Annotated in this window: 14 protein-coding genes; 4 read left to right on the top strand and 10 right to left on the bottom strand. The window is 64.2% G+C overall.

The features are described 5' to 3' along the window. Positions 1-169: 169 nt before the first annotated feature. Positions 170-769: a DUF1236 domain-containing protein gene (locus MESAU_RS04940; protein ID WP_015314956.1), complete on the bottom strand. Its 600-nt coding sequence runs from the start codon at positions 767-769 to the stop codon at positions 170-172. A gap of 62 nt (positions 770-831) precedes the next feature. Further along, a complete protein-coding gene (locus MESAU_RS04935; RefSeq protein ID WP_015314955.1) occupies positions 832-1,929 on the bottom strand; it encodes a zinc-binding metallopeptidase family protein in 1,098 nt (365 codons plus the stop codon). 311 nt (positions 1,930-2,240) lie between these two features. On the opposite strand from MESAU_RS04935, the gene MESAU_RS04930 reads away from it, so the two are divergent. Then, positions 2,241-3,038, top strand: a complete 798-nt coding sequence (locus tag MESAU_RS04930) for a lytic murein transglycosylase (protein ID WP_015314954.1) — start codon at positions 2,241-2,243, stop codon at positions 3,036-3,038. Positions 3,039-3,086: 48 nt separating this feature from the next. Here MESAU_RS04930 and MESAU_RS04925 read toward each other — a convergent pair whose 3' ends face one another. After that, positions 3,087-3,608, bottom strand: a complete 522-nt coding sequence (locus MESAU_RS04925; protein WP_015314953.1) for a hypothetical protein — start codon at positions 3,606-3,608, stop codon at positions 3,087-3,089. A gap of 5 nt (positions 3,609-3,613) precedes the next feature. Beyond that, positions 3,614-4,837, bottom strand: a complete 1,224-nt coding sequence (locus MESAU_RS04920) for an argininosuccinate synthase (protein WP_015314952.1) — start codon at positions 4,835-4,837, stop codon at positions 3,614-3,616. 326 nt (positions 4,838-5,163) lie between these two features. Between MESAU_RS04920 and MESAU_RS04910 the strand changes: the two genes are divergently transcribed. Continuing rightward, positions 5,164-5,805: a LysE family translocator gene (locus MESAU_RS04910; protein ID WP_015314951.1), complete on the top strand. Its 642-nt coding sequence runs from the start codon at positions 5,164-5,166 to the stop codon at positions 5,803-5,805. Here MESAU_RS04910 and MESAU_RS04905 read toward each other — a convergent pair. From MESAU_RS04905 to rlmN, 3 genes are read right to left on the bottom strand one after another with little or no spacing between them, the layout of a single operon-like run. Beyond that, positions 5,777-6,250, bottom strand: a complete 474-nt coding sequence (locus MESAU_RS04905; protein WP_015314950.1) for a hypothetical protein — start codon at positions 6,248-6,250, stop codon at positions 5,777-5,779. The two genes, MESAU_RS04910 and MESAU_RS04905, sit on opposite strands and share 29 nt — an antisense overlap. Then, positions 6,247-6,696 (bottom strand): hypothetical protein, encoded by a 450-nt coding sequence (locus MESAU_RS04900; RefSeq protein WP_015314949.1) that lies wholly within the window; start codon positions 6,694-6,696, stop codon positions 6,247-6,249. The genes MESAU_RS04905 and MESAU_RS04900 overlap by 4 nt, the downstream gene beginning before the upstream one ends. Beyond that, positions 6,693-7,928, bottom strand: coding sequence for a dual-specificity RNA methyltransferase RlmN (rlmN, locus tag MESAU_RS04895; protein WP_015314948.1), 1,236 nt, complete (start codon positions 7,926-7,928; stop codon positions 6,693-6,695). Before rlmN ends, MESAU_RS04900 begins: the two co-directional genes overlap by 4 nt. Positions 7,929-8,206: 278 nt before the next feature. Between rlmN and MESAU_RS04890 the strand changes: the two genes are divergently transcribed. Next, entirely contained in the window at positions 8,207-8,506 is a 300-nt protein-coding gene (locus MESAU_RS04890) for a hypothetical protein (protein ID WP_015314947.1), read from the top strand. 80 nt (positions 8,507-8,586) lie between these two features. Here the strand turns inward: MESAU_RS04890 and MESAU_RS04885 are convergent, their stop codons facing one another. Beyond that, positions 8,587-9,144 (bottom strand): DUF305 domain-containing protein, encoded by a 558-nt coding sequence (locus tag MESAU_RS04885; RefSeq protein WP_015314946.1) that lies wholly within the window; start codon positions 9,142-9,144, stop codon positions 8,587-8,589. A gap of 129 nt (positions 9,145-9,273) precedes the next feature. Here MESAU_RS04885 and MESAU_RS04880 point away from each other — a divergent pair, with 129 nt between their 5' ends. Then, the gene (locus MESAU_RS04880) at positions 9,274-10,629 is read left to right on the top strand and encodes a chloride channel protein (RefSeq protein WP_015314945.1); all 1,356 of its coding nucleotides are present in this window, start codon (positions 9,274-9,276) and stop codon (positions 10,627-10,629) included. Positions 10,630-10,683: 54 nt separating this feature from the next. Here the strand turns inward: MESAU_RS04880 and MESAU_RS04875 are convergent, their stop codons facing one another. Both MESAU_RS04875 and MESAU_RS04870 read right to left on the bottom strand, forming a co-directional pair. Next, a complete protein-coding gene (locus tag MESAU_RS04875) occupies positions 10,684-11,187 on the bottom strand; it encodes an invasion associated locus B family protein (protein ID WP_015314944.1) in 504 nt (167 codons plus the stop codon). Positions 11,188-11,473: 286 nt separating this feature from the next. Further along, a complete protein-coding gene (locus tag MESAU_RS04870; protein WP_015314943.1) occupies positions 11,474-11,836 on the bottom strand; it encodes a YkvA family protein in 363 nt (120 codons plus the stop codon). Positions 11,837-11,974 lie beyond the last annotated feature (138 nt).

Genomic DNA, 11,974 nt, shown 5'->3' with positions numbered 1-11,974 from the left:
TGTCCTCGATCCCAATCCATCGCTGCTTGATCCAGCTGATGGCTTCGGGAACCGGAATCGATATCAGCAGGAATACGCGCACACCCACGGAACGCAGGCGCGGGCCAGCCTGCCGCGGGGGCCAATCCAGGTTTCGCCGGCGGCCGCTTCGGCGACCGCCGGCATCGCGTCAACGCACGACGTACATGATGCGCCGTGTCTGCGGATCGATCAGCGCCCGCTGGCCGTTCACATAGACATAGCGGTAGTTGTAGTCAGGAATTTCGCGCAGCTCGACCGTATCGGGCAGGGTCGCGCCGGTGACCACCTCGCCGTCGAGATAGACGGGGTCGAGGCGATGGGTGTCGACATAGGTCCGTACCGCGGCCGGCGGCGCTGGAAAGTCGCCAACCACCGGATCGCTGGAAATGATCGCACCGGTATAGTCGGTCGAATAGTTGCCGATGTCGTCCGGCGGCGAGACCACGGCAACGGCGGAGCGGCGCTGCGTCAGCACCACGCGGCTGCCGCCGAAATCGGCGGTGACGTAGTCGGAATAGACCCAGCCCTGGCCGCCAGCTTCGGCGATGGTGCACCATTTGCTGTTTTCGATGCAGCCGTTGAGCGTCGCCGACTGGCCTGCGGCGAGAACGCCAATGACAGGATATTGCGGGCCGGGACCGGCACGCACGTTGAGATCGGTGACTGCCGAGACAGCGGTATCGGCCAATGCCGCGCCCGACATTGCGGTCAGCATCCCGGCTATTGCGGGAAACAATAAGGATTTCATGGGTTCTCTCCGTTTCACAGTCCCTCGGCGGTGACAACGGGACAGCAGCGCATGCGTTCCGGCTAAAATGCGCGAGCCAACTCACGATTTGTTCCGGCCTCCATCGGCAAGCCGGTCAGAAGATCGTGTACGAACGCCAGTTTCCGCGCGGTCGCGTCCGAAATGACGAAGGGGTAGAGGTCGGGTAGGCCCATGCAGCGGTTGATCGAATTGGAGGCTTCCGACAGCACCAGCCAGCGGACAAGGATATTGTCGAAGGGCTCGGGTGTGTTGGCGGGCTCCGAGGGTGCTGCCTGCGGCTCGCCCCCGGTATCGCCCTGCGGCAGTTCGTTCGTCTCCACCGTCTCCAGCCGGCCGAGCGGGAAGTTCAACGCATGGACCATCTCCAGCGTGTCGGTAATGTGCAGGTGGTGGGCCCAGGTCTCGGCCCAGTCCTCCCACGGATGCGAGGTGGCGTAGGCCGAGATGTGGTCTTGCTGCCAATCGGGCGCCGCGCCATTGGCGTAATAGGCCTTCAGCGCCTGTTCGTAGTCGGCACGCTCGTCGCCGAACAAGGCGCGGAACGCTTCCAGCCTTTGCGGATCGTCGCGGATCAGGCGGTCCCAGTAATAGTGGCCGAGCTCGTGGCGGAAATGGCCGAGCAGCGTGCGGTAATTCTCACCCATCTGGACGCGACGTTTTTCGCGCTCGGCTGAATCGGCTTCGGCGACGTTCAGCGTGATCAGGCCGTTGTCGTGACCAGTGAGAATCCGTTCGCCGCCCGGGCCGCCGCCGATCGGATCGGCGAGGAAGTCGAAGGCCAGCCCGATCTCGTCCGTCGGGCTCTGCTTGGGCGCCACCGGCAGGCCGAAGGCGAGCAGCGAATAGATGGCGCGCTTCTTCGCCGCCTCGACGCGAATCCAGCGGCGGCGATTGCCGTCGACCGAGAGATCGGGGATCAGCTGGTTCAGCACGCAGGCACGGCAGAAGACCTGTCCCGGCTCGGCCATCCAGTTGCAGGCGCATTCGTCGGCATTGGTGCACTGGATCGCGCCGTCGACGCCGGACAAGACAAAGCGCGCGCCCTCGGGATCATAGAGCACGAGACTGCTGCAGTTCAGGCACTGGGCATTCTCGAAATAGAGACGGTGGCCGCAATGCGGGCAGTCGAAAAGTTTCATCTCGGTCTCAATTCGTCAGAAGGGATGTATGATTCATCTGAAAGGGATGCATGGCGGCCCGTGCCCAAACGCGAACCACCGGCCGGTGTTCCGCGGTCCAGCGCGACTATTTTGCTTCGCCGGTCCAGGCGCGCCTGCCCCGGTCCATGGGCGGCATCAGCGTCTTTCATGCCTGACACTCGCCATAATAATCACTTGATCGTAGGCAAATTCCCCGGCATTCGCCAGCATCGCGCCACAGACGGTGACAAATGCGCGTTTCGCTGGCAAATTCGCAAACGGGACGTGAATCAGGCAACCAGGAGAACAACATGGCATTTCGTGCCAAGGGTAGGATTTTAGCGGCGGCGGTGGTGGCAGTGCTCGGGCTGGCAACCGGCGCGCAAGCGGCGGCCAGCTGCGGCAAGACCGGCGCCGGCTTCGACGCCTGGAAACAGGACTTCGCCGCCGAGGCCAAGTCCGAAGGTGTCGGGTCGAGGGGTCTGGCCGCTCTGGCCGGCGCGACCTACGCAACAAGGACGATCTCCGCCGACCGCGCCATCCACAAGGCTTTCAGCGGCTCGGTGGACGATTTCATGAAACGCCGCGGCGGGTCGGCGATCATCTCCAAGGGCCGTTCGCTGAAGAAGTCGAACGCAGCGCTGTTCAACCAGATTGAAGCCAACTACGGCGTGTCGCCGGGCGTGCTGCTCGCCATCTGGGGCATGGAAACCGGCTTCGGTGCTTCCATGGGCAACCAGAACACAGTCTCCGCCATTGTGACGCTTGCCTATGATTGCCGCCGGCCCGACTATTTTCACCCGCATGCCATCGCGGCCCTGAAGCTGGTTGATCGCGGAGCGTTGACCGCCTCGTCGGTCGGCGCCATGCATGGCGAGATCGGCCACACGCAGTTCCTGCCCGGAAATGTCTTGAAGTATGCGGTAGGCAGCGGAAACCTGCGCGACAAGGCGATCGCTTTGGCCTCCACCGCCAACTTCCTCAAGGGTCACGGCTGGCGGGCTGGCGCCAGCGCGCAGTCGAATATGGGCGCGATCGCCGGCTGGAATTCGGCAAGCGTCTATCAGCAGGCCATCGCCCGCATCGCCACCGCGATCGACGCTGATTGATCGATCCGCACGGCCATTGAACGAAAAACCCGGCCACCGCGCCGGGTTTCATTTCACGTCGAGCGCATAGGAACAGCCGGCCAGCGTCCTGCCGGGGTGGGACTCGACGGTCGAGACGTTGAGCGTGATGCGCGTGGCAAGGCTCACGCCGCCGGCGTCCTCGCTGCTTTCGGCCATGACCTTCTCGCCGAGGAACTTGTCCGGCGTCGAGACCGTCGCCGGGACGTCGAGCTGGCGGGCGAGGTCCGGCGCGGCGATGCCATCAAGCACGGCCATCGGCCCTGTCGCGGTAAAGACGATCGTCGCGGTCTCGCGCCCGAAGACATGGACCGGGGCCGACAATCGATACTGCCGCAGGAAGGGATTGCCGGAAGCGACCTCCTTCCAGCCAAGGGTCTGCGCCGCGTCTGGCTCACCGCCCAGCCAGAGGGCAAGACCATTATACGCCGGCAGATCGGCCCTGCATTCGATGAGGGCGGCGAGGTCCAGGGAGGTGGGCGCGAAGTCCCCGGCGGCAACCGGCGCCGCCAGAAAGAGCAGCGGCACCAGGCATCGACCGAGACTGCGCATTCCGTCTAGCTGTTGCGGTTGCGCGCGGCCAATGTCCGCAGCCTCAGCGCATTGAGGCGGATGAAGCCGGCGGCGTCCTTCTGGTCATAGGCGCCACGGTCGTCCTCGAAGGTGACTAGCGCGTCGGAATAGAGCGTCTTCCCAGATTTGCGGCCGGTAACCATGACATTGCCCTTGTAGAGCTTCAGCCGCACCGTGCCTTCGACGTCTTCCTGGCTCTTGTCGATCATCGCCTGCAGCATCAGGCGCTCGGGCGAGAACCAGAAGCCGTTGTAGATGAGCTCCGCGTAGCGCGGCATGAACTCGTCCTTGAGGTGCGCGGCACCCCGGTCGAGCGTGATCGATTCAATGGCGCGATGGGCCACGATCAGGATGGTGCCGCCCGGCGTTTCATACACGCCTCGCGATTTCATGCCGACGAAACGGTTCTCGACCAGGTCGAGCCGGCCTATGCCATTGTCGCGGCCGAGATCGTTGAGCGCCGCCAGCATAGTGGCCGGCGACAGCTTCTTGCCGTTGAGCGCGACCGGGTCGCCCTTCAGGAATTCGATCTCGATCTCGGTGACGGCATCCGGCGCGTCCATCGGCGACACGGTGCGCTGATGCACGAATTCCGGCGGCTCGCTCCATGGGTCTTCCAGCACCTTGCCCTCGGAGGACGAGTGCAGCAGATTTGCGTCGACGGAGAACGGTGCGTCGCCCCTCTTGTCCTTCGGCACCGGGATCTGGTGCTGTTCGGCGAAGTTCATCAAGTCGGTGCGCGACTTGAACGACCAGTCGCGCCACGGCGCAATGACCTTGATGTCGGGGTTGAGCGCATAGGCCGAAAGCTCGAAACGGACCTGGTCGTTGCCCTTGCCGGTGGCGCCATGCGCGATGGCGTCGGCGCCGGTTTCCCTGGCGATCTCGACCAGGTGCTTGGAGATCAGCGGCCGCGCGATCGAGGTGCCCAAGAGATAGGTGCCTTCATAGACGGTGTTGGCGCGGAACATAGGGAAGACGAAGTCGGCGACGAATTCCTCGCGTACGTCGACGACGCGGATGTCCTTGATCCCCATCATCTCGGCCTTGCGGCGCGCCGGCTCCAGTTCGCCGCCCTGGCCGAGATCGGCGGTGAAGGTGACGACTTCGGCCCCGAGTTCGGTCTGCAGCCATTTCAGAATGATGGATGTGTCGAGGCCGCCGGAATAGGCGAGCACGACCTTCTTGACGTCTTTGATCTTGGACATTTCTGCTCCGTCGGAAAGCGGACGCCTGAGGCAAGGCGTCACGGATTGTCGGAGCGCCTTTTAGCAGGAACGGCAAAGCGAGCAAGCGCACGCGGCGCAAGGTTGCTGATCCAGCGCGGCAGTGCGACGCCGGGCTTGATCGGGAGGACCGATCCCGGGGCCATGCCGCCGGTTACCAGGCGCTCAAGAACGCCGCCTGTAAGCTGGCGAAATGTAAGCTGGCGAAACTGGCCGAACCGCTCCAACTCCACGGAAGGACGCGCTGGCCCCATCTGGCGCCGGCGAGACGGGTCCTGTATAGCCGACGCGTTCCCCCGGGGCCCGCCATGTCCTTCATTCCCGACACCACCACGCTGATCCAGTTCGCCATCGCCACCGTGATCCTGGCGATCACGCCAGGCCCCGACATGACGCTGTTCGTGTCGCGCACGCTGAGCCAGGGCCGCGCCACCGGCTTCGCCTCGATGGCCGGCGCGCTGTGCGGCACGCTGATCCACACCACGCTGGTGGTGGTCGGCGTCTCGGCGCTGATCGTCGCCTCGCCGATGGCTTTTTTCGTGCTGAAGATCTTTGGCGCCGGCTATCTCGTCTTCCTCGCCTGGCAGGCGATCGCCAAGGGCTCGGCTTTCTCGCCGGAAAAGAAGACCGGTCCGCGGATTTCCTTGTTGCGCAGCTGGGCGGCGGGGCTCGGCGTCAATTTGCTCAACCCGAAGATCATCCTGTTCTTCATGACCTTCCTGCCGCAATTCGTCTCCGCGCACGATCCGAACGCGCCGGGGAAACTGTTCTTCCTCGGCTCCATGTTCATCGTGCTGTCGATCCCGGTGACGGTGCCGATGGTGCTGGCGGCGGAAAAATTCTCGGCGGCAATGAAAGCCAGCCCCCGTGTGACGCGGGTGGTCGACTATCTCTTCGCCGGCGTGTTCTCGGCGTTCGCGCTCAAGATCCTGACGGCCCAGGCGAAGTAGAAACCTTCCACCAGCTTCCCGCCCAGCGCCCGGCGGCAAGCCAATAGAAGATCCCGCCGACCATGCCGCCACCGAGCACCGCCATGATGGCGCTGGCTTCGGTGACCGCGAAAGGGGAATCGCGGACATTGTCGACGAGGCCGAGGAAAACCCCCGCCACCACCGCGCCGGCGAGCGCGTAGAACAACCAGTCGCGCCGGCCGAGGATTTCGGCAATCAGGATGACGATCGCCGCCGGCATGAAGCCGAAATAGGCGACGAACAGGGCGACGAAGGGAATTGAAAAATAGAGCGATGCCGTTGCCGCCGGATGCGCTTGCGCCGGCGCGTAGCCGAGCGAGGCCAGGAACAGGATGTTGAGGAAGGCGCTGGCGGCCAGCGAGGCGACGGCATAACCGAACAGGATGATGGCGAAGCGCACGATGTAGGCGACGAGACGGTTCATCGGGGATCATGGCCCTTGAGACGACCGGAGCTGCGTCCGGCCAGAAGCCAGTAGACCCAGCCGGCGGCAATGCCGGCGGCGGCCAGAAAACCCAGGAAGCCCGGATTGAAAACGAAGCCTCCGGCGGAGCCCGGCACAAAAACACCAAAGGCGATCGACGTGACCGCGCCCGTGACGGCGAAGTAGAACCATCCTCGCAGCGCCAGCCGTTCGGCGACGAAGATCGCCGGGCCGACGATCAGCAGCGCGCAGATCGCCACGGTCAACACGGCGAGCGGGAAGGAGGCCAGCCAGTCGAATGTGAAAATGATCGACCAGTTGCCGTCCTCGATCCCTGCCAGAAGAACGATCAGCAGTACCGGCACCAGGATTGAGGTCAGCACGGCGGCGAGGTAGCCGACTGCGATCATGGCGAAGCGTGTGAGGCCGGCGGCGAGACGGCTCACACCTCGCCGTGCCCCGCGATCATCATGGCTTCCAGCGCCAGCCGGTCGACCTTGCGCATGCGTTCCGATTCCGACTTCAGCTGGCCGCAGGCGGCCAGGATGTCGCGGCCGCGTGGCGTGCGGATCGGCGAGGCATAGCCGGCATTGTTGATGTAGTCGGCGAACTTCTCGATCGTCTCCCAGTCCGAGCACTGGTAGTTGGTGCCCGGCCACGGGTTGAACGGGATCAGGTTTATCTTGGCCGGAATCCCCTTGAGCAGCTTGATCAGCCCCTTGGCGTCCTCGATGGAATCGTTGACGTCCTTCAGCATCACATATTCGAAGGTGATGCGCTTGGCGTTGGAGAGGCCGGGATAGGCGCGGCAGGCGGCGATCAGCTCCTTCAGCGGATACTTCTTGTTGATCGGTACCAGAAGGTCGCGCAGATCGTCGTTGGTCGCATGCAGCGAGATCGCCAGCATGACGCCGATCTCCTCGCCGGTGCGGAAAATCTCGGGCACGACGCCGGAGGTCGACAGCGTGATGCGGCGCTTCGACAGGGACAGGCCGTCGCCGTCGGAGGCGATCAGCAGCGCCTTCTTCACCGCCTCGAAATTATAGAGCGGCTCGCCCATGCCCATCATGACGATGTTGGACACTTTCCGGCCCTCGGCCGGCACGATGGCGCCATCCGGCGTGTCGCGGTCGGGGAAGTCGCCGAGCCGGTCGCGCGCGGTGAGCAACTGCGCCAGGATTTCTTCCGCGGTCAGGTTGCGCACCAACTTCTGCGTGCCGGTGTGGCAGAACGAACAGGTCAGCGTGCAGCCGACCTGCGAGGAGATGCAGAGCGTGCCTCGGCCTTCCTCGGGGATATAGACGGTCTCGATCTCGACCGGCCGGCCGGCGCCGCGGGGCGGAAAGCGGAACAGCCACTTTCGCGTGCCGTCGGCGGAAATCTGCTCCTCGACGATCTCGGGCCGGGCGACGGTGAAATGCTTGTCGAGCTCGGCGCGCAGATCCTTGGAGATGTTGAACATGCCGGCGAAGTCGGAAACGCCGCGCACATACATCCAGTGCCAGAGCTGCTGGGCGCGCATCTTTGCCTGGCGCTCCGGCACGATGCCGGATTCGACAAGAGCGGCGGCGAGTTCCGTCCGCGTGAGGCCGATCAGCGATGGCTTTTCGGTCCGCGCGGCACGGCCGCGCAAGGCGTCACGGGCGCCTTCGGCGGTAAGGTCGAGTGAAAGGGTCATGGTTGCACAGATATAAGCGGTTTGCGGCCGATTTCATCCATCGGCCCGATATGAAGCGCGGCGCATAGCACAGGTTGAGCGCGAAGTCATGCCGTGCACGCCAAACTGGGGTCCGCCGTCGGTGTCCCGATCGCCACCGTCCCCGTGAAGGACGATCGCCGCCGGTGGACGCGATGTCGTTGGCGGCGATCACTTAGTCGTGTTGGCGTAACGATCCCCATCGCGCCTTCGAACCCTGAATGGGGCAACTGTGCCCCTACAGAATGGGAGTATGCAGGATGAAATCGATCAAGCTCGCCGTCGTTGCCGGCTTCGCCGCTCTTTGCGCCTCGCAGGCGTTTGCCGAGGACGCGATGGGCACCATGAGCATGATGAAAGGCGGACAAGTGACGGCGATCATGCCCGACGGGCATATGGGCACCATGACGCCGGACGCGAAGATGGGCGCCGACATGATGAAGATGGCCAAGCCCATCAAGCACTGCATGATGATGATGACCGACGCCAAGGGCAAAGCCTACATGATCGACACCTCGACCAAGAAGGCCCAGGCCGAATGTGAAAAAATGGCTATGTGACGATCCCGCAAGGATGTTCCCGCCGGCTTGGAGGCCGGCGGGACGAGCGGCTTCCATATTCCGCGCGTCCATCCCCGCGTCTACCTGTCGATGGAGAGCGTATCGATCCCGGTGCTCTGGTCGGTTTCCGGCGGTGGCGGCGCGGCCCCGAGGGCTCGGTAGGACGGCAGGTCGGGAGCGCCGGCCGCTACGGGATTGGCGTCGAGCCGCGCGATCAGACGCTTCATTTGCGTGATCTCGCGCACCTGGGCGTCGATGATGCCGTCCGCCAGCTTTCGCACCTCCGGGTCGCGGATATGGGCGCGTTCGCTGGTCATGATCGCGATCGAGTGGTGCGGGATCATGGCCTTCATGTAAGAGACGTCGCTCACGGTTTCCTGGCTTCTGACCAGCCACAAGGCGCCAGCGAATACCAGCATGCCGCCGATGACGATGCCTACATTCGCGGCCACGCTCTCGTACATCCCCCACATGAAGCCGATCATGACGATGGCCATGGCGGCGCCCATCACGATGGCCATCCACACCCGGGTCTGGCTGAAGAAAACATGATCCAGCGCATAGGTGTTCAGGTACATGAGCCCGTACATGAGGACCGTGGAAACCAGGATCATCGCGGCGAATCTGACATAGCTCATGACTGCGGGCTCCTTGTTCAAAGGGACACAACCGCGACGGTGGGCTTTTTGATCCCGTCCGATCGGCAGACTCACACTTGATCGGCGTCATGCCTGTGTTAGGGCTGGGTTTTCCCCCCGAGGGCAGACATGGCCGGCCAATCGCGAAAACACCCCATGCTGCGGCGTTCGCGCGCCATGTGGGCCTCGCGCCGCGTCTGGCAGCCACGTCTGGTGTTCTGGGCCGGTGCGATCTCCATCGGCCTGATCAGCGTGCTCTTTGCCGTGCTGGCCGACAAGGCGCAGGCGCTTTTTCATGTCGTGATCGGCAATGACGGCGGCTGGCGTTTCTATCTGCCGCTGGCCATCACGCCGCTCGGCTTTGTGCTGTGCGCCTGGCTGGCGCACGCCTTCTTCCCGGGCTCGCAAGGCAGCGGCATTCCGCAGGCGATCGCCGCCCGCCACCTGCGCGACGACGACGACCGCAGCCATATCCTGTCGCTCAGGCTGGTGGCGGGCAAGATCGCGCTCACCCTTGTCGGCCTGTTCTGCGGCGCTTCGATCGGCCGCGAGGGACCGACCGTACAGGTCGGCGCGTCGCTGATGCTGCAGGCGGCGCGTTGGGGCGGCATGGCGCAGGCGCGCGGCCTGATCCTGGCCGGCTCGGCGGCGGGCATCGCGGCGGCGTTCAACACCCCGCTCGCCGGCATCGTCTTCGCCATCGAGGAGATGGGCCGGACCTATGAGGCGCGCACCAACGGGCTGGTGCTGACCGCGGTCATCCTGGCCGGCCTCGCCTCGCTCGGCGTGCTCGGCAACTACACCTATTTCGGCGTGTCCAAGGAGACGATCTCGTTTGCCGTCGACTGGCCGCTGGTGATCGCCTGCGGCGTCATCGGCGGCGGCTTTGGCGCCTTGTTCTCGTTGCTGGCGTTGAAGGCGACGCGGCGTATCCGACGCTGGAACGCGCTGCAGCCGCTGTGGCGCGCGCTGCTGGTGGCCGCGATCTGCGGACTGGCGGTCGCGGTGATCGGTATCGCCTCGGGCGGGCTGACCTTCGGCACCGGCTACGCGCAGGCGCGCAGCGCGGTCGAAGGCACGCCGCTGCCCTGGTTCTTCTTTGCCGAGAAATTCGCTGCCGGCCTGCTGTCGATGATCTCAGGCATTCCCGGCGGCATCTTCGCGCCCTCGCTGGCGGTCGGCGCCGGCATCGGCAGCTCGCTCGGCCTGATGTTCGCGAGCAGCGCGGGCGTCGCGGCCCTGCTCGGCATGGCGGGCTATTTCGCCGGCGTCGTGCAAGCGCCGATGACGGCTTTCGTCATCATCCTCGAAATGACCGGCAATCACGACAATGTCATCGGCCTGATGCTGGCTTCGATGCTGGGCTACGGCACGGCGCGGCTGATCTCGCACGAGCCGCTTTATCACGCCCTGTCGCGGGTGTTCATCGCCGAGGCGATCCGGCGGCGGCGGGCGGAGGCCGCACCGGAATCAGGGCTGGGCTGAAAAAGCAAAGGCCGGGCGTTACGGCCCGGCCTTCGGTTCAAAAACGAAGATGGCCTATTTGCACTTGGCGATCGAGGACAGCGCCGCCGAAATGCCCTTAAGCGAGAAGACATAGTTCGTGGGATTGCCGCGGCCCGACTTCGCCGACACCTTCATGTCGGTTCCGGTCTTCATCGCGGCGATCAGCACTGGCTCTTCCGCCGCGTTCTCGACCCAGGCCGATTTCCCGCGCGTGAACATCGAGAAGCTCTTCTTGTCGATGGTGACGGTGGCCTTGGAACCTTCCTGGAAATTGTAGCCGGCGATGAACTGAGGCTCATAGGACACTTGCTGGCCGGGCCGCTGGCTGACGAAGAAGAACATGTCGCCGTGGTCGAGCGTCGGCGGCTGCTTGTCGGTCGGCACGGTCAGCACGTAGCAGACCTTGCCGCCCGAAGCCTGGTAGCTGTAGGTGCCCCAGGCATTGTGCTGGCCGATCTTGGTCGCCTGCTGCGCCAGCGCCGGCGCCGCCGAGGCCGCCAGGACCAGGCTAGAAACTAGTGCAATCAATCCGCGCATCGTTTTTCCCGTATTCCAAATGGTGCGGAGGCGGGCCGCGTGGCGTCCTGCCGTCGCTTCATTTTGATTTAATCTGGGTTACCAAACGGTGAATTTCCCAAGAGAAAAGGACCTTCACCCCAGGAAACCGCCGCCATTTCCGCGCCGCCGCCTTGTCAGCGGCCGGCTCGGTGTCCCTTTGGCGACTTGGAGGCCACGAAAACGGCAAGAGTTTGACTTCTAACCCGCCGCTGAACGCCCCTGTCCAGCGGTCGAGCCGTCGCGGCGGGATTCGGCCGGCGGGACTTCAGCTCTTATCGGCGATGGCGTCCTTGGCGGCTTGCCGGTGCGCGGGCGTGATATGGGCGCTGACGGCGGTGATTGCGGCGGTCAGCACGGCGATGTCGTCGGTGAAGCCGAGACCGAAGATGAAGTCGGGGATGAGATCGACCGGCAGGACGAAATAGCCGAGCGCGGCCACCAATATGCCCTTGGCACGCAGCGGCGTCTTCTTGTCCATGGCGCAGTAATAGGCGGCGACGACATCTTCCATGAACGGAATCTGCCGAGCGGCCTTCCTGGCCGTGCGCCAGAACTTTTCGCGCACTTCGCCTTCGCCGGCCAGCTTGTCGCCAAAGCCGAAGAAATCAAAACCGGATTCTTGCGCCATCAATCTCTCCTTGCGGGCCTCATGCGCGTCTCAGCGCACGTCCGCCGATCAAAATGTGGTGAAAGCTTAACCCGGCTGCAAGATGCGGGCGCCGATTTGCCGGGTCCGCGCCGGGCCTGGACGTTGGACAGCCCGTGT

Origin of the sequence: Mesorhizobium australicum WSM2073 (assembly GCF_000230995.2) — a bacterium.
Lineage (GTDB): Bacteria > Pseudomonadota > Alphaproteobacteria > Rhizobiales > Rhizobiaceae > Mesorhizobium > Mesorhizobium australicum.
This window is presented reverse-complemented; position numbering and strand designations above follow the sequence as displayed.

Excerpts from the sequence above, each read along its gene's own strand:
- MESAU_RS04940 (WP_015314956.1), bottom strand. The coding sequence starts at position 769 with ATGAAATCCTTATTGTTTCCCGCAATAGCCGGGATGCTGACCGCAATG.
- MESAU_RS04935 (WP_015314955.1), bottom strand. The coding sequence starts at position 1,929 with ATGAAACTTTTCGACTGCCCGCATTGCGGCCACCGTCTCTATTTCGAG.
- MESAU_RS04930 (WP_015314954.1), top strand. The coding sequence starts at position 2,241 with ATGGCATTTCGTGCCAAGGGTAGGATTTTAGCGGCGGCGGTGGTGGCA.
- MESAU_RS04925 (WP_015314953.1), bottom strand. The coding sequence starts at position 3,608 with ATGCGCAGTCTCGGTCGATGCCTGGTGCCGCTGCTCTTTCTGGCGGCG.
- MESAU_RS04920 (WP_015314952.1), bottom strand. The coding sequence starts at position 4,837 with ATGTCCAAGATCAAAGACGTCAAGAAGGTCGTGCTCGCCTATTCCGGC.
- MESAU_RS04910 (WP_015314951.1), top strand. The coding sequence starts at position 5,164 with ATGTCCTTCATTCCCGACACCACCACGCTGATCCAGTTCGCCATCGCC.
- MESAU_RS04905 (WP_015314950.1), bottom strand. The coding sequence starts at position 6,250 with ATGAACCGTCTCGTCGCCTACATCGTGCGCTTCGCCATCATCCTGTTC.
- rlmN (WP_015314948.1), bottom strand. The coding sequence starts at position 7,928 with ATGACCCTTTCACTCGACCTTACCGCCGAAGGCGCCCGTGACGCCTTG.
- MESAU_RS04890 (WP_015314947.1), top strand. The coding sequence starts at position 8,207 with ATGAAATCGATCAAGCTCGCCGTCGTTGCCGGCTTCGCCGCTCTTTGC.
- MESAU_RS04885 (WP_015314946.1), bottom strand. The coding sequence starts at position 9,144 with ATGAGCTATGTCAGATTCGCCGCGATGATCCTGGTTTCCACGGTCCTC.
- MESAU_RS04880 (WP_015314945.1), top strand. The coding sequence starts at position 9,274 with ATGGCCGGCCAATCGCGAAAACACCCCATGCTGCGGCGTTCGCGCGCC.
- MESAU_RS04875 (WP_015314944.1), bottom strand. The coding sequence starts at position 11,187 with ATGCGCGGATTGATTGCACTAGTTTCTAGCCTGGTCCTGGCGGCCTCG.
- MESAU_RS04870 (WP_015314943.1), bottom strand. The coding sequence starts at position 11,836 with ATGGCGCAAGAATCCGGTTTTGATTTCTTCGGCTTTGGCGACAAGCTG.